At 42.6% G+C, this 22761-nt stretch carries 23 protein-coding genes and 1 pseudogene; 15 read left to right on the top strand and 9 right to left on the bottom strand.

Annotated features, from left to right (window positions below):
• The first annotated feature begins 190 nt into the window (after positions 1-190).
• The 6 genes from LVQ96_08425 (at position 191) to LVQ96_08400 (ending at position 7330) form a co-directional block, all read left to right on the top strand.
• Positions 191-1471, top strand: a complete 1281-nt coding sequence (locus LVQ96_08425) for a DNA primase (GenBank protein ID MCW6171175.1) — start codon at positions 191-193, stop codon at positions 1469-1471.
• On the top strand, positions 1456-2955 hold the full coding sequence (locus LVQ96_08420) for an ATP-binding protein (GenBank protein MCW6171174.1): 1500 nt from the start codon (positions 1456-1458) through the stop codon (positions 2953-2955). Before LVQ96_08425 ends, LVQ96_08420 begins: the two co-directional genes overlap by 16 nt.
• 234 nt (positions 2956-3189) lie before the next feature.
• Positions 3190-4959 (top strand): hypothetical protein, encoded by a 1770-nt coding sequence (locus LVQ96_08415; protein ID MCW6171173.1) that lies wholly within the window; start codon positions 3190-3192, stop codon positions 4957-4959.
• Positions 4960-4998: 39 nt separating this feature from the next.
• Positions 4999-5619: a regulator gene (locus LVQ96_08410; protein ID MCW6171172.1), complete on the top strand. Its 621-nt coding sequence runs from the start codon at positions 4999-5001 to the stop codon at positions 5617-5619.
• Positions 5620-5720: 101 nt separating this feature from the next.
• The gene (locus LVQ96_08405) at positions 5721-6668 is read left to right on the top strand and encodes a transcriptional regulator (GenBank protein ID MCW6171171.1); all 948 of its coding nucleotides are present in this window, start codon (positions 5721-5723) and stop codon (positions 6666-6668) included.
• Entirely contained in the window at positions 6668-7330 is a 663-nt protein-coding gene (locus tag LVQ96_08400; GenBank protein MCW6171170.1) for a hypothetical protein, read from the top strand. Before LVQ96_08405 ends, LVQ96_08400 begins: the two co-directional genes overlap by 1 nt.
• On the opposite strand, the gene LVQ96_08395 is transcribed toward LVQ96_08400, so the two are convergent.
• Positions 7305-7901, bottom strand: a complete 597-nt coding sequence (locus LVQ96_08395) for an RlmE family RNA methyltransferase (GenBank protein MCW6171169.1) — start codon at positions 7899-7901, stop codon at positions 7305-7307. The two genes, LVQ96_08400 and LVQ96_08395, sit on opposite strands and share 26 nt — an antisense overlap.
• Before the next feature lie 8 nt (positions 7902-7909).
• Positions 7910-8284, bottom strand: coding sequence for a glycine cleavage system protein GcvH (gcvH, locus tag LVQ96_08390; protein ID MCW6171168.1), 375 nt, complete (start codon positions 8282-8284; stop codon positions 7910-7912).
• Between the two features lie 266 nt (positions 8285-8550).
• Between gcvH and thpR the strand changes: the two genes are divergently transcribed.
• Positions 8551-9072 carry an RNA 2',3'-cyclic phosphodiesterase gene (gene thpR, locus LVQ96_08385; GenBank protein ID MCW6171167.1) on the top strand — a complete coding sequence of 174 codons (522 nt, stop codon included), beginning with the start codon at positions 8551-8553 and terminating at the stop codon, positions 9070-9072.
• Here thpR and LVQ96_08380 read toward each other — a convergent pair.
• The 3 genes from LVQ96_08380 to LVQ96_08370 all read right to left on the bottom strand — a co-directional run bounded on the left by LVQ96_08380 (position 9060) and on the right by LVQ96_08370 (position 10746).
• Entirely contained in the window at positions 9060-9389 is a 330-nt protein-coding gene (locus LVQ96_08380; GenBank protein ID MCW6171166.1) for a hypothetical protein, read from the bottom strand. The genes thpR and LVQ96_08380 overlap by 13 nt on opposite strands.
• Positions 9390-9594: 205 nt before the next feature.
• Positions 9595-10032, bottom strand: a complete 438-nt coding sequence (locus LVQ96_08375; protein MCW6171165.1) for a helix-turn-helix domain-containing protein — start codon at positions 10030-10032, stop codon at positions 9595-9597.
• Between the two features lie 78 nt (positions 10033-10110).
• Entirely contained in the window at positions 10111-10746 is a 636-nt protein-coding gene (locus LVQ96_08370) for a MarC family protein (GenBank protein ID MCW6171164.1), read from the bottom strand.
• A gap of 317 nt (positions 10747-11063) precedes the next feature.
• Between LVQ96_08370 and LVQ96_08365 the strand changes: the two genes are divergently transcribed.
• From LVQ96_08365 to LVQ96_08350, 4 genes are all read left to right on the top strand, one after another.
• A complete protein-coding gene (locus tag LVQ96_08365) occupies positions 11064-11267 on the top strand; it encodes a nucleotide-binding protein (protein MCW6171163.1) in 204 nt (67 codons plus the stop codon).
• 124 nt (positions 11268-11391) lie between these two features.
• A complete protein-coding gene (locus tag LVQ96_08360; protein MCW6171162.1) occupies positions 11392-12006 on the top strand; it encodes a superoxide dismutase in 615 nt (204 codons plus the stop codon).
• An 18-nt stretch (positions 12007-12024) separates the two neighbouring features.
• Complete coding sequence (locus LVQ96_08355; GenBank protein ID MCW6171161.1) at positions 12025-12678, top strand: N-glycosylase/DNA lyase; 654 nt, start codon at positions 12025-12027, stop codon at positions 12676-12678.
• 54 nt (positions 12679-12732) lie between these two features.
• Entirely contained in the window at positions 12733-14118 is a 1386-nt protein-coding gene (locus tag LVQ96_08350; GenBank protein ID MCW6171160.1) for an NAD(P)H-hydrate dehydratase, read from the top strand.
• Positions 14119-14274: 156 nt separating this feature from the next.
• On the opposite strand, the gene LVQ96_08345 is transcribed toward LVQ96_08350, so the two are convergent.
• The 3 genes from LVQ96_08345 to LVQ96_08335 are packed head-to-tail and all read right to left on the bottom strand — an operon-like array spanning position 14275 to position 17676.
• The gene (locus LVQ96_08345) at positions 14275-16296 is read right to left on the bottom strand and encodes a xanthine dehydrogenase family protein molybdopterin-binding subunit (protein ID MCW6171159.1); all 2022 of its coding nucleotides are present in this window, start codon (positions 16294-16296) and stop codon (positions 14275-14277) included.
• A 4-nt stretch (positions 16297-16300) separates the two neighbouring features.
• The gene (locus LVQ96_08340; protein ID MCW6171158.1) at positions 16301-16807 is read right to left on the bottom strand and encodes a (2Fe-2S)-binding protein; all 507 of its coding nucleotides are present in this window, start codon (positions 16805-16807) and stop codon (positions 16301-16303) included.
• Between the two features lie 2 nt (positions 16808-16809).
• Positions 16810-17676, bottom strand: a complete 867-nt coding sequence (locus tag LVQ96_08335) for a xanthine dehydrogenase family protein subunit M (protein MCW6171157.1) — start codon at positions 17674-17676, stop codon at positions 16810-16812.
• A gap of 110 nt (positions 17677-17786) precedes the next feature.
• Here LVQ96_08335 and LVQ96_08330 point away from each other — a divergent pair, with 110 nt between their 5' ends.
• Positions 17787-18263: a hypothetical protein gene (locus LVQ96_08330; protein MCW6171156.1), complete on the top strand. Its 477-nt coding sequence runs from the start codon at positions 17787-17789 to the stop codon at positions 18261-18263.
• Between the two features lies 1 nt (position 18264).
• Complete coding sequence (locus LVQ96_08325) at positions 18265-20121, top strand: APC family permease (protein MCW6171155.1); 1857 nt, start codon at positions 18265-18267, stop codon at positions 20119-20121.
• A gap of 50 nt (positions 20122-20171) precedes the next feature.
• Here the strand turns inward: LVQ96_08325 and LVQ96_08320 are convergent, their stop codons facing one another.
• Positions 20172-20678 carry a TIGR00725 family protein gene (locus tag LVQ96_08320; protein ID MCW6171154.1) on the bottom strand — a complete coding sequence of 169 codons (507 nt, stop codon included), beginning with the start codon at positions 20676-20678 and terminating at the stop codon, positions 20172-20174.
• A gap of 291 nt (positions 20679-20969) precedes the next feature.
• On the opposite strand from LVQ96_08320, the pseudogene LVQ96_08315 reads away from it, so the two are divergent.
• Together LVQ96_08315 and LVQ96_08310 are read left to right on the top strand one after the other, a co-directional pair.
• Positions 20970-22067, top strand: a pseudogene (locus tag LVQ96_08315) (chloride channel protein).
• Positions 22068-22238: 171 nt separating this feature from the next.
• Positions 22239-22622, top strand: coding sequence for a CBS domain-containing protein (locus LVQ96_08310; protein ID MCW6171153.1), 384 nt, complete (start codon positions 22239-22241; stop codon positions 22620-22622).
• Positions 22623-22761: the final 139 nt, after the last annotated feature.

The following is a 22761-nucleotide window of genomic DNA, read 5'->3' as shown; positions in this document are numbered from 1 at the left end:
GAGAGTAAAATTTTTGCTACAAAGAAAAAGAATGTGCACAAATGTTTGGAGAAAGAACGAATGAATTATATAGGATTAAATAATGCAAAGGCAATGGTTATTAATTTAAGAAACCTAAGTTTCACAGTTAATTCCATTTCAACAGAATTAGGTGATATATACGAACGTAGATCCGAATTTAACAAAATATATGATCAAAGCAAAAATTTCAACGGATGGTGTGGTTGAGAAACCGGATGTAGTTGGCGCGATATTTGGACAGTCTGAAGGCCTTCTTGGCGATGAACTTGATCTTCGTGATCTCCAGAAAGGAGGAAAGATCGGGAGAATAGAAGTCGACATAGATAGCAAGAAAGGCAGAACAGAAGGAGTGATTTTTATCCCCTCCGGACTTGACAAGGTAGAAAGTTCTATATTGGCTGCATCCCTTGAAACCATTGATCGTATCGGTCCATGCAAGGCGAGAGTGGAGATAGAGAGCATAGAGGATGTCCGCGTACAGAGAAGACAGAAGATCATTGAAAGGGCTGAAGACCTATACAAAAAAATGAATGACCGGAGTAAAACTGTAAGTGAGAGTCTTGTCGCAAGTGTGAGAGAGGAAGTTGAGAAGGGGGACATAATTTCCTACGGAGAGGAAAAACTCCCTGCAGGGCCTGCGATCAACGATTCTGATTCCATCATTGTTGTCGAAGGGAGGAGCGATATTCTAAATCTTCTTAAGTACGGCATTAAAAACACAATTGCAGTCCAGGGAACGAATATACCCAAAACCGTTCAGAAGATTTCAAGGGAAAGAACCGTTACCGTATTCCTCGATGGCGATAGGGGCGGGGACCTTATCCTTAAGGAAATGCTCCAGGTTGCAGAGGTTGATTTTGTTGCTCGTGCCCCTCCGGGAACTGAGGTTGAGGAGTTAACATATAAACAGATAGTCAAGGCGCTCAGGTACAAAACACCGATAGAGCAGTACCTTTCTATGAAAGGTATGTCCGAAGAACTAAAAGAACTGTCAGAGAGAAACGCACAGGAAACCTCACAAAAACCCACGAAGAAGGCAGAAGACAACCAGAAGGGACAGCAAAAACCCAAGGAAACTGAGACCTCAGAAGATCTTCAGGTTACCGAAGCAAATGATACCCCTACTCAAGAAACTGACAATCCTAACGGTAGCTTCAGCCTCTCGGATCCAAGAGCTATTGCTAGAAAGGGAATGGCCCTAGCAAAGGAAAAGCTCACAGAAATTTATGATGCACAGGGAACTGTTCTTGGAACATTCCAGATTCCTGAGGCAGTGGATAAGATGGCTAGTATACAGAACGCTAACACCCTGATCACAGGGGGAGTCATATCCCAAAGGATGATAGATGTAGCTTACAGGATTGGAATTAAGAATATATATGGGGCAAGGGTAGGTTTAATAACAAAGAAACCGATCGATGTGAGGATAGCACCATGGGATCACCGTTAGCTGGAGCAGAGTTCGCAGATATTCCGGACACTTCGTTTGTCCATATACCCAACAATCCGCTTGACAGGGTTATTGGACAGCATGACGCAGTAAAGATGGCACAAATTGCTGCGAAGCAGAGAAGGCATTTATTGCTTGTTGGCCCTCCAGGTGTCGGAAAATCAATGATCGCACAGGCCATGTCGTTCTACATTGAGCGCCCGACTGAGGAGGTTCGTGTCGTTCACAATCCACAGTATCCAGAGAGACCGTTTGTTGAAGTAAAGAGCAGGTCGCAGATAATGCTCGAGCGGGAAGAACAAAATTCGGTTGAGGGCACACTTATAGATCCAAGAGAAGCGCCACTCAATGTTGCCGAGCGATTAGGCTACAGGTGCCAGAAGTGCGGTTTTTATTCTCTCCCGACGGACGCTAACTGTCCTAACTGCGACAGCCCGAAGGTACAACCGACAACACAGGGACCGTTCGGAGACGTATTCAACGTTATAGGAGCCGCATTTGGCGTTCAAAACAATACAGAAAGGGTCACTTCCACGAAACGAAACGGCGATCGGGAAGAGGTTATAGTTTACGAACGCTTCGGCGACAAGATAAGAATTCTGGATGAGAAGACCCTTGAACGCAGGAGGAAGTTGGAAAAAAAGAGTCCTAGCAAAGTCATAGTTCCAATAGATAGGAATCCATTTGTGCTTGCTACGGGTGCAAGCGAGACCGAACTTCTTGGGGATGTTCGGCACGATCCATATGGTGGCCACCCACAACTCGGGACTCTTCCATATGAACGTGTGATCGCCGGAGCTGTCCATGAAGCTCATGAGGGGGTTCTTTTCATAGACGAGGTGACGCATCTCGGAAATCTGCAGAGATTCATACTTACTGCCATGCAGGAAAAAATATTCCCGATCACCGGTAGGAATCCGCAAAGCGCAGGAGCGAGCGTAAGGGTAGATAATGTTCCAGCAGATTTCATTCTTGTAGCAGCCTGCAACATGCAGGATTTACAATACATTCTCAGCCCGCTGAGGTCACGTATAGTTGGCGGCGGTTACGAAGTTCTAATGGAAATAACAATGCCAGATACTCCGGAAAACAGAATGAAGTACTTGCAGTTCATAGCACAGGAGATCGCCATAGATGGGAAGATTCCACATATGACAATGGAAGCGGCCAAGTTAGTCATAGATGAGGGCCTGAGGAGAGGAAGAGATGTGGATCATAAAGAACATGCATTCACTTTGCGCCTCAGGGAACTTGGTGGTCTTATTAGAGCATCAGGTGATATCGCAGTTTTCAAAGAGCGTAAACTTACGGAAGCTGAGGATGTGAAAGAGGCACTTAAGACGTATCTCCCAGTTGAAGAGAAGATAAAAAAGTACTATGGAAATCTCAGCGCAGCGTTTTCCTCGGAATCTACCATAGCACAGAGGAGCGAGGAATACATGATGAACTATCAGAATTACAGGGAAGATCGTTCCTACGAGTAGGCGTTAAAAAGTTACACTTACACACCAGTTAACAGAACAGGCTTTTTTCTCGTAGTCCATTAGAATCCTATTTTAAAATTTTGGATTTTATTGTAAATAACACTACATTAAACGAACTTTATTGATTTTTCTCTAAAAATGCCAGCGAGATCAAGAATAGAGTAAGACATTCGAATTTGCAAGTAGAATGGAAGAAAATAATTTATGTTGTTATATACTGACCATTAGAAATTCATGAAACTGCATTATTTTCTTGACATAAAAAAGCCTAATTCCCATTATTTTGAAGTTAAGATCGAGCTGTCCGATCTTCATCAGGATGAGATTATGTTCACCATGCCTGCATGGGTCCCAGGATCATATTCTATAGAGGATTTTGCCAGATACGTTAGGAATTTCAGGGTGGAATCCCAAAAAGGGATTTTGAAATTCTCGAAAGTTGATAAGTCCACCTGGAAGGTATTTACACAATCTGCAAACTTGATCACACTCACATACTCCGTGTTTGCGGACAATCTTTCTGTTCATACTAGCCAGTTGAACTCAAGCCATGCCTATATAAACGGAACCTCAGTTTTCATGTATGTTGAAACCTTCAAGGAACTGCCCATTGAAATTGATATAGCGCCTCCTCAGGGATGGAGAATCTCTACAGGTCTGAAGTCTCTTGGTGCGAATAAGTTCCTTGCAGATAATTATGACAACCTAGTAGACTGCCCGATAGAAATTGGAACACACAAGAGCTTGTATTTTTCAGTCCTGGGAAAGGAGCATGAGATCGTTCTTTGCGGACATGGAAACGAAGATGAAAATAAAATCACTGAGGACGTTAAAAAGATCGTAGAAGAATTCTCCAAGTTATTTCATGGACTTCCTTATGAAAGATATGTTTTCATATACCACCTCGTTGATTCAGATACAACGTCGGAAGGCGGCCTGGAACACGTTAACTCCACGTCAATTAACATAGATCGATTCAAATTCGGTACGTTCGAAAAGTACAGGGCGTTTCTTTCCGTTACCTCTCATGAATTCTTCCACCTCTGGAACGTGAAGAGAATTCGCCCCGCCGAACTTGGACCGTTCAATTACAAACAGGAGAACTATACTACCATGCTCTGGTTTGCAGAAGGGTTCACTGACTTTATGGGGAATCTTTATATTTTAAGGGCAAAACTTACAGAAGAGAAGGATTATTACAAACATGTTTCTGAGAAGATCAGGATTTATGAGCTTTTACCGGGTTCACTTGCATGCTCTGCATCGCAATCTTCATTCAATAGCTGGATCAAGCTTTATAGGCCTTCCCCAAACAATGTCAATGACTACATCTCTTATTACCTGCTTGGAGAATTAATTGCAATTGCTATGAATGTAAAGATACTTGAGGAAACAGGTGGAAAAAAATCGTTGGATGACCTGTTCAGGTACCTTATGGACAAGTTCATGAAGGATGGTAAGGGTTATACGGAAAAGGACCTGTTAAAGGGGCTGCACGAAATTTCGGATGTTAATTTTTCACCCTTTTTCATGCGCCATGTCGACGGAGAAGAGAAGATAAATTTTGATGAGATTCTTAAAGTTCTGGGTCTCAAACTGAGGAAGAGTTACATAAAGACAAACGGACACGAAATTTCTGTAAAACCGTACCTAGGCATACTTCTAAAGTCAACATCTCCGAGAGTCGTAGACAGTGTTCTTCAGGACTCGCCTGCATACGCTGCTGGATTGAGTGCAGGGGACGAGCTGGTAGCATTAAATGGATTCAAGTTCGATGATAAATTCCTGAAAAATTTGCAGGAGAGCAACGGCAAGATTAAAACGGATAACCTCCTTGATTTTCGTCCCGAAGAAAAGATCCGGATCACATTCTTCAGAAATGGCTTGCTAAACTCTGTGGAAACTGTACTGAAACAATCTCCCTTTGAACTGTATGAAATAGTCGAAATGGAGGACCAAACACAAAGTGCAATAGCACTGCGTTTGAAATTCTTGTTCGGATAAACTGCACAGTATATATAGTCCTATAAAATCTATGTACAGATGTTTTTAATACTGGAGGACTACTTCAAGAATCATCCGACAAAAGCGAGGATTACCAGAGAGTTGTTTAATCTAGGTATTTCTGTAGTTGGACAGAAGCTCTACCTCTCAGATATGGAACTGTCGATCGGCGAAATCTCGAAGAAATTGAATGTCAACAGAAGAACCCTTTACGAAACCATAACGCTGATATCTGAAAATCCGGAGATAAGGGATATCATGAGCAGCCTAAAGCCAATGCCAGATCTTGGTTCCGTTTACAAGCTCTTCGGTGGCGGAATAGTGACAATAGAGATCCAGAGAGGAAAATTTTCCTATGTGTTCAAACAGACACTAAAGATCATAGAGAGGTATTCATTTTTCATGCGAGAGATTAGAGCGGATAACTGTTTAGAAACACCTTCGATCAGGCTACTTCTTCACAAAGAGGCCCCGAAGAGGATTTACGGCGAAATTTCAGAAATTTCAGGAGTAAAAAGCATATGGATTGAAACGCAGAACGATCTCAGCGGTATTGTTTGCAACGGCTGCAAAGTGAAACTTTGCCCTGAGAAATCCTCCACGCCACTTAATACAGATGAAATTCCCATTGCAACACACGACCAGAAATCTGGCATATAGCAAAAATCATGCTTTTTTGCATGGTTATGCGAAATAGCGATCGTGCATTATTCTCAAAAGGTTTCGAAACATTAATATACCATTAATAAACTTTAGGCGGTATGGAAGATCGAAGGTCGGAACTCATAAGAGACATTTTCAAGTTCCTCGTTCATGATGGTTTCAAGGTTAGCGATCCTAATCTAAACGGGCTGGTGAGTTTCGACTTGATTGCCGTGAGGGAGCGTCTCAAACTTATCATAAAGATACTGCATAACATCGATACTCTCAGGTATACTTCCGCAATTGAGATGATGAAGCTGTCCAGATCCACTGCAGCAGCCCCGATAATCATCGGGGAGAAAGGGGGGAGTGGAAAACTTGAACGTGGGATCGTTTACTATCGCCATAACGTTCCGATATTTTCTCCAGAAAGTTTCTATGACTACATCAACGGAGAAAAACCCTACGTTTGTTCGGGCCCAGGAGGTATTTATGTTTCGATCAACGGTGAAAAACTTAAGGAACAAATGGAAAAATTGCGTTTCTCCATCGGGTACGTTGCTAGCAAAGTCGGAACTTCCAGGAGATCTGTATCACTGTATGAGAATGGGAGCGGCGTAAGCATCGATATATTCGTGAAACTGCAGCGCCTCTTTGACTCCGATCTTAAAAAGGGAGTTGATCTTACGGATCTTGCTGCAACAAACAAGATCCCTGAGGCTGAAGAGCAGAATGATATTTTCTTCTCAGAATTCGCATCGCTCATGACAGGTTACGGGTATGAGATCGAGACCCTTCAAAAATCTCCGTTCGATGCCATAGCATTTGGAAGGGAGGTTCTTTCTTTCCTGATAGACGTAATGGCAAAGGAGAGTGCTCCAGCGAACAGGATTGCGGCACTCAATAACCTCAGCAGCGTGTTGGACAACGAAGCGTTTCTTGTAAGCAGGAAGGATGAGAGTAAAATGAACGTCGCTGGATGCCCTGTGATCACGCTCTCGGAGCTGAGGCGGATCTCTGAACCGGACCTGCTTCTTGATCTGATACAGAAAAGAAAGAGTCTTTAATGTTTTTAGAATTTTCGAATGGAGAGAAGACAATTAGGATATTCTCTGGGGTCAAGGGCCTCGTTAGCCACGGAGATGAGTTGCGTGAGCTCCTTGAGAAAATTCACCCCAGGGAAATGCTCATCACGATACCGGAGGAACAGGTTCTTGGCCTGCAGGAATTCCTGAAGGCCCCCTTCGAGATGACACTTTCTGACTACGAAATAATATATGGATTGAGGCTACATAAATACGGGGAGGTCATGACGCCCCCACCAATATATATCGTTGCTGTCCAGTATGCAACATCTCACGGTATTCCAGTTAGAGGCATTGATCTTGAAGACCAGAAATTCAACGACGCCTACATGAAGCATGTGAAAACGTTCGCGTTGATGAGACATTCAATAAGGAAGAAGAAGATAATAAATTATGATTTTCACGACACAAACCCTTACGAATTTGCCGAGGCATGGATAAAGAGGATAAATAGGATAAAGGGTTTTGAAAGGCTCGATATGGAAAGGCTTGCTGCGATGAATGATGAGATTGATGAATTTATTAGAGCTAAATTTATAGAAGATCACATAATAATTGTCGACCATGAATTTTACGCGGGAATAAGGGAAAACCTGATCAGAAATGGTTTCAGGCAGATCAATTCTGGTGTCGATAATCCTTAAAGATCATGTATATCTCCTTGCTTCCTTTTCTTGAAGCGGAAACGGTGGTGATCTTGGAAAAAGCGAACCTCTTTCCCCACTCCGAGAAAAAAGCCTTTGTCAGGTCACCCTGAAACTGCTTTACCACGATATAGCCATGTTCCTTGAGAAAATCCTCAGAAAGCGACAGGACCGATTGACAAATGAGGTATGAAGAAGAATGATCTATGCTCGTGTTTCCCGTTGTTTCGGACATGGCGTCCGAAAGTATGCCATCGAATGTTTGTAAACCGTGCGAACCCATGGTTTCCTTTAATTCGCCACGAAATTCACTCCGGGTTATATCTCCTCTCAGGAATATCGCCCCAGGGACCTTTTTCATGCTATTTTTATCGACACAGAAAACTTCCTGTCCCGTGATCTCCGTGATTACTTGCGTCCATCCACCTGGAGAAGAACCTATCTCGAGGACACGGTCACCTTCTCTGGGTATACCAAATTTTCTTGAAATTTCAAGAAGCTTATAGGCAGCTCTGCTGTTGAATCTTTCCTTTTTTGCACGATAGTAATACTTATCCCTGTGTTCACTCATCTAAGAGATTATTCTCCTATGAATTTCCTATATTCTTCGGCGGACATTGAATCTGCCGTTTTTCCTGTCTTCCTTAATTTTACCAGCCAGCTGCCATAGGGATCTTTGTTTACTCTCTCGGGAGAGTCAGAAAGTTCTTTGTTCACCTCGACTACCTCGCCATCGACAGGAGAAAAAATATCCTCTGCAGACTTGACAGATTCGATTGAAAGCAATGGCTCTCCAGCCTTCTTTTGTACGCCCTTTGGCGGAAAATCTATAAAGACAACATCCGTAAGCTGAGACTGTGCAAAATCAGATATGCCCACTGTCACAATATCGCCATCTGTTCTAAACCATTCATGCGTCTTGAGATACCTCAATTCTTCAGGTATTTTGGTCATTGATGATAATCAGTCATACGTATATAGGTTATTCTTTCCACTAACGATCTGAAATTCGGCCCCTAAAAGCTGCCTTTTCATTCGTGCTCCGTTTTGCCACCCTTAAACATGCTTTTGCATTCCTTTTGTGAAAGTTCCAGATTCCTTCATCTATTGGATAACGCGGAATACTTTGACTAACGTTGAATGAACACATAGTTTATGGCGAACACAACAGTTGCATTCAAACAGGAAAAAATTATTTCCAAGGAAAGGCATGCTTTAGCATGAGAATTTTCATCGCATGTTCCATAGAACGATTCAGCGATATACAAGATCTTTATTCTTATCTGAAAGAATTTGAAAGCGTTCGAACGGTAAACACACCGGAATTGCATTTGACCTTTCGCTTCTTCGGTGAATTGAACGAAGAAGAAACCTCAAGATTATTGACAGAATTTAGAAAACTTAAACTTAAACAATTTATCCTGAGAATTTCGGGCCTCGGATGTTTTCCCGAAGCAAAGAAGGCACGAATTCTGTACATGAACGTTGATGCCGTGGAAGAGATACTTTTAGATTATGATCTCATTGCGAGAATGAATGTTGGAAAATGGCCAGAAAAGAGAGCTTTTGTACCGCACATAACAGTAGCAAGATCAAAGAGGCCAAATAATTTAGAAAACGTTCTTAAAAGATTTGATAGGATACATTTGGAAAAGGCCATAGATCATATGTCTGTATACCAGAGCATACTCACCGCTTCCGGCCCGGTGTATAAAATAATGGAAAGTGTTCAGCTAATATAGGTGGTTTTGTCCTGTTCTTCAGATTTTTTCTTAGAGAGCAACTCCTCGTCTCCGAACTCAATTGCAATAAGACCGGAAACAGGTATAAGCCTGAGGAAGGACCTGCTGTCTTCGCCCTTGACCCTGAAGCATACCGCACCTTCTTCACCAAGAATTGTATATCCTACAAATTCACCTACCGTTTCAAGTGGTTCATCCTTTCCGCTATTCGAAACGACCTTGTACTGCCCACCCTTTTTAATCTCAATCATGTCCAAGTTTATCATCGATCCTTGAAGTAACCTGATTATCCTAGAAAGGCCTGCCTTCTTCTTCATTATGCAACTCCATCCCAGATAGGCACACTCCGATCTTATTGACAATCGATTCTATTCTTTCGAATGATTTCAGGGTTACTTCCCTCTGACCTTTAATTAGTAACTTATATTTTAGCGTTTCATGAAAGCCAGAACTAATTCCATTTGAAATTACAGGTGAGAAAAGAGACTTCAAACAAGAAATCGCAATCCAATTTCAAAAAAATCATTTTGAGGAATCTATGATCTCCTGTATATGCTCCACAGTCTTCCTATAGTTATCAAGAGCCATTTTCACATTTACCTCGACCCAGTTCCAAGCTTTTAGAAGGTTTCCTGAACGCAGGCGGTATTTCTTTGTTTTTCCATCTTGTATTTCCTCGAGAATGTCAAGGTACTTCAGCTTGTTCAGATGCCTGTAAAGAGTCGTCCTGCTAGTTGCCAGGTATGCCATCAATTCATCCCCGGTCCAGTATCTGTCAGGGTTCAATAAAAGGCATTCCTTAAAGAGCCTGTAATATGCCGACCTGGTTATTGTCTGCATATCCGTGGTCGGTTTAAGTCTAGGTATATACCCTATATCTGAGAGAAAAAAGGCTATATTCCTGTCCAGATCGTTATCTAGCACCCTCGTGGGTATTGAAACAACAGCTAATTTAAACATTGTTGTCGATCCATAACATGCAGAAAGTTATAAATCTATCACAAAGCAATTTTCCAGAGATTAAAGAGTGTAGAATAATCACACGGTGGCCACTATCGAAATAATACCGGTAGCTATGAAATCTATAGCGAGAGACATAAGGAGGATACCCATTATTCTCGTGATGATAAGTGAACCAACCCTCCCCAGTCGATCAAATAACGGAAGGGAATATTTCAGTATAAAATAGGACACGACAATAGCCAACGCTACGCCCAGAACTACGACCAAGCGCAATGTCAACCCATAATTATCCTGATTGAAGTATATCATCGCAGCTGTTATTGTTCCCGGACCTGCCAACAGCGGGGTACCTATAGGGACAACGCTTATCTCTTCCTTCTCCATGGATTCTTCTTTTTCCTTCTCCGTTATAGAAGTACCTGGGATATTGCCCTGAAGCATCTCAAACGCAACAAGAAAAAGGAGTATCCCGCCAGCAACCTTGAAGTCAAATATGCTGATACCGAGCACACTGAATATATATTCACCAACGAACATAAATCCAAATATCATCCCGGCCGCAACCAGAACGCTTTTGAATACTACTATATTGCGATCCTTTCTAGAATAGGACTTGGTTAAGGCTATCACTATAGGGACAGCCCCGATAGGATCCATTATTGCGAAAACGGCAGCAAAAACCGTAACAAGCAGAAAAGCTGCAGATATCAATCAGCTCGGTAATGTTATCCTGCTAATTTATCTTATCTTTTCCCGCTTGCAGCAAGAGGCTAGGGAGATTCTGTGAAACACCATGTCCCTGACGGAACAAGATTCCAAAGCAACCCCAAAGCAACATGGATTGCACATTCCGTAATGAAAATCCCTCGCGCAGATATTCCTAATTAAATCATGTGTGTATTAAAAAATTGGCAATACGCTTCGTTAATATACTTCCTAGATTTACTTTTTACATCCCCTAATAAAGTATTACACATGCTCTCAAATCGATGGAAAAAATATTAAGTAAGTGCGAGAATACCTTTGAGATGGGAGCCAAACATCACTGCATTATCTGTGGATCATTGATTTTTAATGGGTTGTACTGTGCCGATTGTCAGGAGGAGGTAAGTAGGGCCAGAACGATAGATGAGGAGAGTCTTGACGAATGGCTTTCAAGGAACAGAGCCACAAACAAAGTACCACAAACCGCACACATGGAGAATGTAAGATCCATTCTTGAATTCCCTTAGACACATTCTTTTTTTCATAAGGACAGCGGAGTAATGAGCGCCATATAAGCTAGAAAAATATGTACATTGTAAGGTTTCATTAACTTTTTAAACGTTAACTCCATTTGGAATTAGGTGTAAAAAAATGGCAGAAACATGGGAAACAAAAGATAGATTAAAACCAAAAGGACTGGACGGCATCTCTGATCAGCAGATAGATTATCATTTTGAAACGCATTATAAAGGATACGTGAACAAGCTTAACGAAATATGGTCAAAGTTGCCTTCTGTTGATAGGAGCAAAGCTAATCAGAATTACAGCGACCTGAGAGAACTTAAACTTGAAGAGACTTTTAATTACGATGGCTCTCTATTGCACGAAATATATTTTGGCGGTATGACAAAAGACCACAAAAGTGTAGAGCCCGAGTTCAAAAAACAAGTTGAAAAGGACTTCGGAAGCTACGAGAAGTGGGTTGAGGATTTCAAAGCCACCGGAATAGCGTTCAGAGGATGGAGCCTTTGCGTCTTCGATCTCAATCTTGGAAAATTAAGAAACATTGGAGCAGATGCACACAATTCAAACGGCATATGGAATGCTGTAGTCGTCCTGGCCCTAGATGTTTATGAACATGCGTATTACACAGATTATGGAGCAAAACGCGCACCATACCTCGATGCTTTCCTGAAGAATGTTAACTGGACGGACGTTGAATCCAGACTTAAGAAAGCCTTGAAGATGTACGAAATCTTCAAGTAATTTTTTTGAGGAAACTGAGTGGAAGACACTTCCCTGAACATTAACGCCCCATCGATTCTCAATGAGGTAAGAAAACGTATTAACTCTCCAGTTTCTAAACTTATTGAAAAGAAAAAGCAAGAATTCATTTCTGCAGGGAAATCCTCCAAAGAAAAGATCTTTGAGGAACTCTGTTTTTGCATTTTAGCAGCCAATACCTCCGCAGAAATGGGCATAAGGACCCAGAATTACATAGGTTATAGCGGTTTTGCAACCATGCCTCAGGAAGAACTCTCGAGAGAACTTAAATCGTGTAAGTACAGATTTTATAATGTCAGAAGCAGGTTCATCAGCGATTCCAGATGGATCATTGATGAACTGCCAGAACTAATTAAATCTCCCGATAAAGCAGGTACAAGAGAATACCTTGTGACAAACGTTCCAGGAATTGGTTTTAAGGAAGCCTCTCATTTCCTCAGGAACGTTGGAATTTTCGATTTCGCTATTCTCGATAAACATATCTTGTCGATACTCAGGAAAGAATTTCCGGACAGGCCCATAAAAGTTAATTCTAGATATTGGTACCTTGAATCAGAGAAACTCTTCATCGAACTGGCGAATAATATTTCTATGGAACCGGGAATATTTGATCTGTACTTATGGCAGATCGCCACTGGAAAAATCATAAAATAGAATCAAATTGAACATATCATTAACCCGTTTGTAATCATGTATTGGTGACGGGAAATGATAACCTACAAAGACGTTGAAAAATCTGATAAAAATTATGAATATTTCTTTGGCGACATGTATACTCTGATGGAAAATGCCGGCCGTTCTGTGGCTGGTTCAGTATCAAAGGAATTTGGTTGCGGTAATAAGATACTGACCGTCTGTGGAGTAGGGAACAATGCAGGAGACGGATTGGTCGCTTCCAGCATACTTTCTGCAACAAATGGTGTGATGGTCTACTTCGTTAAAGGCAGAGAATCGCTGAGAGGTCAACATGCCCTCAAAGCTTTGTCCGGATACAAAGGTAAAATCATTGAAGAATCACAATTCGAAAATTCTTTGAAGGAAGCGGACGTCGTTTTAGATGCAATATTCGGCTCAGGATTCAATGGAACTCCTAGATCTCCTTTTGATGATGTAATAACGAAGATGAATTCCTCGGGTAAGAAAATTGTATCGGTAGACGTCCCCTCAGCACTCGGATCCGAAGTTGCAATACACCCATTTATGACAGTCACATTCACGGACGTAAAGGAAGGCATGAACGAACAAAATTCCGGGAAGATTGTTATAGCGGATATAGGAATCCCAGAAAAGGCGTTCAAATATGCTGGTCCTGGTGATTTTGTATATTATAGACTTCCGGAGGTTGATTCGCACAAGGGGATGAATGGTGTTGTTGCAATCGTGGCCGGCTGGACCTTTTACGGATCCGGTATAATTTCTGCCAGTGGGGCCGTTAAGGCAGGTGCAGATCTTGTAAGGATATACAGCAATGACTACAACAGAGTCGTTCTGAGTTCTTATGACCCGCAGATAATTGTCAGGCCAATTGATGATAAAACTCTTGTTGATATGGAAAAAAGCAATTCGATACTTATAGGTCCTGGCCTGGGTAAAGGGCAGGATATCTCACCGATCCTTTCTCACCTAAAAGAGTTTTCAGGTGTTGTTGTCGTCGATGCAGACGGACTTGACTTGTTGAGTGTGATAAGGAAGGAGCTTAGTAAGCCCGAAATAATAATAACGCCACACCATGGAGAATTTGAAAGGATATCTGGGACAAAGCCGACAGAAGAAAATGCCATAGCCTTTTCCAAGAAATTCAACATCGTCATAATTCTTAAGGGTCTGGAAGATCTCGTTGTTTTCCATGATAAAGTCATAAGGGTGGAGGGTGGAAATCCTAGAATGACGATGGGAGGAACGGGAGATCTACTTGCAGGATTGACTACCGCAATTTCTGCCAGGTCCTCCAGCGCGTTCGAATCCGCCTGCATGGCATCATTGCTCAACAAAACTGTCGGTGATCTGTGCTACAAGGAAAAGTCCTATTGGTACGACATAAACGACATGATCGAGAAGATACCAGAAGCCATGAAGATCCTGCTGAAGAAATAAACTGCGTTCTAGATTGGATTCTTACATGGATATTCATTGGTTTTCCCATGACTTCAGCGCTTTGAGAAATAGAAAAAGTCATGTTTTTCCCAGCAACTTCTCTTTTGCAAGCGCGTTTTGAGATAAGATAATCCCTTCGGATCTTCTCTCTGTTACCTAATTTTTAACGGCCTTCATAAGGTATTCCATCGACAACGGAGTTTCCCTAATTCTCAATCCGGTTGCCCTTTCTATTGCACGTGAGAGCGCGGTTGGTACTCCTATAGTGGGAGCTTCGCCAATACCTTTCGCCTTTGAGGGCAGAGTAGATTCAGAGTGGTGGAATTTTACCTCGAATCTAGGAAGAAGATCTGCAGTGAGTACGCCTGCATCGGCAATCGATGCTGTCAATGGCTGGCCTTCATCATTGAACGTTAAAGATTCTGTGAGAACCTGCCCGATACCTTCTGCGGAGCCACCAGCATTTTGACCAGCAGCATAAACCGGATCGAGTACACGTCCAGCGTCATAATATGCACTGCACTTTTCTACCCTGATCTTTGGAAGGCCTGAAACGTCAACTGTAACAAGGTTTGCACAGAGACTGCTCTCGGTCTTGTCATAATCAAAGAATTCGTATTCGTCCCATTCCCCTGAAAGAAGTGATGATACGGAATATATTCCATTTGCTTCTTCGACCTTCTTCTTTAACTTTCTTGCAGCCACGACAAGCGCCGAGCCACCGACCATTGCAGAACGGCTTCCCCAAGTCCCTATACCGGATTCAAGAGCATCGCTGTCTCCGTTCATAAATTCTATTATGGATTGGTCGACACCTAGTTCTTCCTGGATCAACATCTTTCCCCATACATCATGCCTCTGCCCATGGGCGTTCCCGCCAAGCCAGAATGTAACCTTGCCATCCTTCACCTGTATTCTGGCGGATTCTCCGCCGCTGGTTGCATGATAAAGTATACCTACAGAAAAGCCAGAGTTGCCATGAGGATAATATTTCCTATACTCAAGAGCCTCACCGGCTTTCTCGATGAAATCCCTGGATGGCTCTATATTATAACCAAGAGGAGACTTGTAATTTTCAGTTGTCGCATTTTTCAGCCTCAAAGCGAGCGGATCCATGTTCAGCTCGTCTGCAAGGCGATCCACAATCCTTTCTATGAAGAACATCGCCTCAGGCCTTCCCGCACCCCTATAAGGTCCCTGTGGAACCTTGTTCGTAAGAACGGATCTTGCCCTCACATATGCCCTATCAATCTTATATACACCCGCAAGTTGGCGACCCACGAACATTGAACTAAACTCGCCAGACCCGCCAGAATATGCACCATTGTCCACTATAACGTCTCCCTTAAGTCCCTTTATACGACCTTCGCGATCGGCAAAAAGCTTTATTTTTCCAATCACACCTCTTCCCGGCCTACTTGCCATCAGGTGTTCGCGCCTTGTCTCGATCCATTTCACGGGCTTGTGCTCTTTCATGGCGAGATACGAAGCCACTATGTACTCAGGATACATCCCCCCTTTCAGCCCAAATGCACCCCCAGTATCAGTCTGTATAACATGAATATCAGATTCTGGCATCCCGAGGGCCTCACTCAATCCACCACGTATGCTGAACACGCTTTGAGTTGATGTCCAGACAGTGAGTCTTTTACCGTCGTAATTACATACTATCCCCCTGGGTTCTATAGGGTCTGTAGCTACCCTGTTATTGACAAACCTATCTTCAACTACAACATCAGCATCTATTTCGAAGTCCTCACCGAAGTACCTATCTATAACAACATTTGATTTCAGTCCTGGGTGTATCGGTTCAAAATCTATTGCTTTCTCCGGATCCGTCACCGCTTTGAGGGGGTCGTAATCGACCTGTACAGAATCAATCAGATCCTCTGAAGTATATGGATCCGCCGCATATACAGCTGCTATCGGTTGCCCAACATAAGCGACAAAATTGCTTGCTAAAACCGGGTGAGCTATTGAGCCGAATCCACCTTCCCCACCCTCGCCTACAGACGAAACTTTCAATGCAACGTCCTTGTGAGTAATTCCACCGGAAATTTTAACTATCCTGGCACGGGCATAGTTGCTTCTGACAAAACTCAAATAGAGTGTATTCGGAAACGAAATATCACCAATAAATTGCCCCTTTCCCTTCACAAATTTTTCATCAAGATTCATGATTTCAGGCCTCCACCGAGATTTCTTCTTGCTTCTTCTTAGTCATATCGCTATCTGCAAGCATTATTGAATCAATGATACTGTCATATCCAGTGCAGCGGCAGAGATTCCCGCTCAGAGCTTCCCTAATCTCGTCTTCCGTAAGGTTCCTCTTCCTGTTGAGAAGCGAAAGTGCAGTGAGGATCATCCCGGAAGTACAGTAACCGCACTGATATCCTTTTTTTTCTACGAATGCTTTCTGGATCGGATTCATTTTATCCCCATCTTTAGAGAATCCTTCTATGGTAAGTATCTTCGATCCGCTAGCCTGCACAGCAAGAACAGTGCATGATTTCACTGCCCTGCCGTTCATGATAACGGTGCATGCCCCACAATTGGAAGTATCACATCCTATATGTGTTCCCGTTAAGCCTGCAATATCCCTTAGGAATGTTACAAGGAGCGTTCTCGGCTCAATCTCTTCTGAATACTCCTTCCCATTTATGTTAATATTTACACGATGTTTTTCCATTTTCATACACCCGTTGCCCTCTCAAATGCTTTTCTTATACTCTCTCTTGCCGTCTTTCTTAGAATGCTGAGCTTGAAATCGGCAGTCCCCATGAGATCAGAAGTGGGATTTGCATCATCGGCCACGAGTTCTGCGGCCTTTTTTATAGCATCTTCATTCATTTTTTTCCCCGCAAGGAATGATTCAGCCTTCCTGGCCCTGATAGGGGTAGGAGCAACAGAAGACATCGCTACCCTGATTCTTTCGCAAGTGTTGCCATTAAGCTCTATCTGAGTTGCCACCGTAGCTATAGAAAAATCTGCTGTGCCCTTTCTGCTTTTGACATAGGCGCCACCCGAATTGCCGTGCCATAAGGGAAAACGTATTTCTCTAAGTATCTCTCCTGTTTTAATTGCTGTCGTAAACGTATCAACAAAAAAATCGTCCGCAGAAACTTCTCTTGAACCTGTTCTACCCTCTATTTCCATTGTTGCACCAAGAGCCAACGCAACCGAGGGAAGATCGTTACTGGGATCACCATGCGACATGTTTCCGCCTATCGTTCCCATGTTTCTAATCAACGGGTCCGCCAAATGCAGCAAAGCGTCATGAAAAACAGCGAAGTCATCGGTAATCTCCTTGGAGTACTCAAGATCCGAATCAAGCGTCATTGAGCCTATAGCAATGGTATCGCCTTCACGTTTAATATAGCTGAGATTTGGTACTCTTGCCAGACTGACAAGGTACGGGATGTCCGTTATTCTCGCCTTCATAAGCGGGATAAGGCTTTGACCGCCGGCAAGGATCTTGCTGCTCTCATGATTTTCAAGTATCTCGATAGTCTCCGATATACTTGTTGGTTCAAAATATTCAAACTGCTTCGGATACATATGAATTCTCCAATGAATCCAGATATATAAGGAATCTCAATGGCGCTCCGTATTTCCATTAAACGTCAAAAGGAATAATTTAAATATAATGCGATATTAATACCAATATTGTGACACTGGACGGGCAGGATAAAAATAATAAAAGTGAAACCTCAATAGATCAGCTTAAGCAGAATATAAAGTCAGTAATGGCTCTGGCTAAGAGCAACGATTACTACATGAGTTACTTAAGAAAGGAACTGGTTGATTCTCCTGATTCTGAAATAGCTAGTTTTGTGGACTTGATAGGAAAACGGAAAGAGATCAACCCGATTAGCTTCATTCTACTCGGTACCGGGCAGATTGCATTTTCTGCTTTTCTTATGTTTATTGGGCTCACGTTCGCACTCCCAGTTTTTTTTGCCTATCATAATCCGTACGCCATGATCGATTATATTTCGAATATATCCAGATCAACTTTAAACAACCGTTTCGATTCAACTGCTATAGTCCTTGCGACGTTCGTCTTATCAATTCTTATGATAATTTCAGCGCTGATAGCATTAAGAATCGCAGGTGAAACTTTTAAGGAAATGGAAAAGACCTAACATGAAGCATAATTCCAGGATGAATTTTAACCTGAATGAGCGTCTTGTTCTATCACTGAAAATCTTGTCTCTTTCTTTAGGTGCCATAATTACAATATTATGCGCTTTTGTACTAACTGGGTCCATTTATACCTTTTCCCTAACAGGAAAACTAACACTAATCGATGGAGTGGAAATATTTTCATCTCTCTCTACGCTGATAGCGGGCGTTGCGCTTATTTCTATTTTTATAAGAGCAAGAAAGATAGCTTTTGTTAAACCTGTTTCTAAAAAGATATCCAAGCCTGTTTATGGATTCTCAACCTTGCTGGCACTAGGAATTGGCTCTACGATCGGTTCCCCTCTTTTCATAATTTTACCAGTAAATATAATTCAATTTGCTTATGTTTCGATCATTTCACTCGCTATCCCTGCAGTTCTGTCATTTCTACTCGCAAAACTCTACTCTTCGATGATCATCTTCTCCCATCACCATGACATTGAATCCGTAGGCGGGCCAACGTTTGTAAAAACCGCGACAGGAGACAAATCTGCAAGATATTTCATCACACGTTTTTCTCTTTGGATAGCAAATACTTCGCTGGCCGCATTTTCTGCGTTATATTTTGTTACATTTTCATTCGTTACATTCCCTCGCATCCTTGAAAGTCTGGGTCTTTCAACTCTGTCGATATATGGCCTTGAGAGTGTCGTCATAGGCCTTTTTGCGCTCTGGTTTGTGGTCAATGCTTTCTACGAACACAAGTATCTCAGGATCATAGGGTACTCGCAGATCATGATGGTTATCATAATGGTCACACTGGTCATTTTCCAGGGAGTATGGCTGGGAAATGCTGGGCACTGGAACTTTACCGGCATATTTTCCTATAGCGGCGGGAATGTTGGGTTTGACATCCTGGAAAACACCGGTTATCTCTTCATACTGTTCTTTGGTTTCCAGGAGATAGCTATTATGACGCGTGAAACTGTTCCGGAATCGAAGGTACCCATAGTTTCATTTTTCCTCAAAGGAAAGAAATATTCCAAGGAACATTACATTACATTTGCCATGGTCGCTACGGTTATCATTGCGACTGCTGTTATGTTATTTGATGCCTTGACTGTATTTACCCTTCACGTTCCTTACAGCGTGATTAGTAAGGTCTCGATCCCTTCCCTGTACCTTATCGGGCACTACGTGGGAAAGAGATACGAGATCCCGATTCTCATCGCTTTCCTGTTGGCGACCGTAACTACATTCGTCCCGGCATTGATTGCGGGATCGAGACACCTCAGAACACTTTCTGAAGATGGTTTTTTTCCGACTTCATTGCGAAATCTATCATGGGTTTTTACACTGGCTTTAATCATAATTCTAGCTCTAGCTGGAGCATCGTTTCTCGTTAACATAACAGATTTTATGGTTCTGATAGCAATGGGAATGATCAGCCTTGCACCGTTCTGGATAAAGAGAAAAGATCCATCCATAACAAAAAAAGTACGTTGGATATCACTCATAGTTGGACTTTCCTTCTTCGTTGTCGACATAACCCTTTATCCACAAAACCAAACGGTTGTATTGTTTGGCATTGTTGCTGTCTTAATCAGTTTCATGATCTACGATCTGCTTTCAATTACCACACTTGGTTTCAGGCTATTCGTTATATTATTCAGCATTGTCTCTTTGCTTGCCATAACATTATTTCCCTATTATGGGACCCTAAAATACCCCATAATGTTCCCGACGGACATGGGCTTCCTTTCTCGCCCTTTTCCGCTGATACCCCTGCTCCTTTTGATAGGTATTGCCATGGTTATTATGAATATAGCAGTGGATAAATTTGCTCCGGAAAAAGTAGCAATAATGGGCCAAGTGTGAGGCCGTTGAGGCAGTGCCTCTGCATTCTATGTGATTCGTCCTCAGGACTCTTAATCCTCCTCTGAGACTGGTCCTTGGGAATCTCTGTGATCCTGCGCTTCCTTCATAACCAGCTCGACTGCCTGTTCTGCGGTTTGAACAGACAGGAATTTGCCGTCTCCATCCTTAAGTTTTGTCTCAATGTGCGTGCCGATTGAAACAACTGATTTTCCTTCCGTAAGAGCAAATGAAGCCTCAGAGAGTGTCCCGGTTGATCCGTCTATCGCTATCAACGCATCAGAAGCACGGACTATAAGAAAATTCCTTGCATAACCGATCCCCGTTGGAATAGATACAGTCAGATAGGCATTGCCTTCTGAACTTGATGTTCCTGGAAGGATGCCTACGACCGTCCCACCTGCCTCGTGAACTCCGCGAGATACTGATTCCATTACACCGTTCTTACCTCCACATATTACTACAACCTTTCTGGATGCAAGTAAGCGCCCAATTTTTTCAGCTATTTCCAGATATTTTTTCTCGGCCGTGCTTCCACCTATGACTCCAATATTCAACATCACAAGGACATTAAATTCTTGTTATTCAACTATGCCTAATGAGCAATTAAGGGATCAATGGTACCTTGCCTGCTACGGTAACTTTCTGCAGCAAAATGTTTTATTGCGCCAAGATATATTCATTACGAGTTGCGTAAATCAGTTTCTTCGAATGGTGTAATTGAGACCTTACATGATTTTATGATTAAAAGCGCCGTCGGTAAATGGGTCATCCTCGGTGTATTTATTGGAATAATAGCTGGAGTTGGAAGCCTTGCCCTGTATTATTCGATCCTGCTAGTTACTCATTTTATGCTTACTGGAATAACCGGTTTTTCTCCCCCAAAATCTGGCCTGGGAATAACCGCATCAACCCCTCTGTATACCATAGGCCATTACAGGTGGTACCTTATTCCCTTGTCGCTTGTTGCTGGTGGCCTGATCTCTGGATTCATCGTATATCGATTTGCCCCAGAAGCTGAAGGACACGGGACAGATGCGGCGATAAGTGCTTTCCATAACAATGATGGAAAAATAAGGAGAAGGATCCCACTTGTCAAGCTTGTTTCTTCCGCGATAACGATCGGTTCCGGTGGAAGCGCAGGGAGGGAGGGCCCAACAGCACAGATCGCCGCAGGTTTTGGATCTTTTGCATCCGATCTATTCAGGCTTTCAGACAAGGATAGAAGGATAGCGATGGCAGCAGGCATAGGAGCAGGTATTGGAAGCATATTCATGGCCCCTCTTGGAGGTGCACTGTTAAGCACAGAAATTCTCTACAGGCAGGATTTCGAGGTTGAGGCTCTGGTTCCATCCATTATAGCTTCTGTTACAGGTTACTCCATATTTGGCTATGTTTTTGGGTATCGAGCCCTGTTCCTTATTCCATGAACAACCTATCTTGGATTCGTTCACCCCGAAGCTCTTTTGGTTTATGCGGGCATCGGAATACTCGCAGGTGCAGGCGGAATCCTCTACGTCAAGTTCTTTTATGGCATCCAGAGTCTTTTTAAAAAGTTGAAGGTATCGAAATATTTCAGGCCTGCAATAGGCGCGGCTATAGTTGGTGTCATAGCAATATTTTTCCCAGAAGTATTGGGTCTTGGCTATGGCTGGGTACAGCAGATATTCCTTGACAATCTTGTCCTGTTACCTTTGTGGATACTGATAGTCCTTTTTTTCATGAAAATTATAGCCACCTCATTCACTATAGGATCTGGAGGATCTGGGGGTGTCTTTGCTCCGGGTATAGTTACAGGAGCTTTCATGGGTGCGGCGATTGGTATAGTGATACATCCTTTCTTCCCGTACCTGAATGTTACAGAAATAACGATAGTTACTATGATTGCTTTCTTTGGAGGAATCTCGAAAGCGCCAATTTCCGTTATGATCATGGGTACAGAGATGACTGGGGGATTTGCGCTCTTTCTTCCGCTAATGCTTTCCACAGTAATATCATATTTTGTCTCCGGCTCCAAGTACTCAATATACAGTGCACAGGTTCTCAATCGATCCCAGTCTCCAGCACATAAACTGGAATATGAAACGCCCGTAATGGATCAGATTTCTGTGAGAGATGCAATGAATAGAGAATATCCGTACGTGGAGGAAAATGATCCCTTAAGGGAGGGCCTTGAAAAACTCAGATCCACCAAAACGAAAATGATAGTTGTCCAATCCGGCAGCATACTTCAGGGCGCCCTTTCTATAGAACATATCAAGCAAGATTCTAATATTTCAGTCCTCAAAGTGAAAGACGTAATGAACCCTAATCCAATCACGATTGGAGATAATGCGAATATACACGAAGCCCTCGATCTTCTTACGCGGTCTGCCGATGGGAAACTTATCGTAATGAATCATGAAAAAAATGGGCAAGTGCTTGGAACAATAACACTGTCAGAAATAGCAGATGCATACAACAGGGAGATTAGGAAGATAAAAATGGAAATGGCAGAACAATGAACTCATAACGAAAAAATATAATCGAGAATTATCAATGTAGTCTGATCTGCGCCCTCTAATTTTGGACAGTTTTTCCGCTGTTTTATGAGACATTTTCTTTCAACCTCCTTCTCTTCTCCATTCTGTTCTTCAATATCCT

The organism is Thermoplasmatales archaeon (assembly GCA_026127925.1).
Taxonomy (GTDB): Archaea; Thermoplasmatota; Thermoplasmata; order Thermoplasmatales; family Thermoplasmataceae; genus JAKAYB01.
Note: the sequence above shows the minus strand (reverse complement) of the source record. Positions and strands in the feature narration are given on the sequence as shown.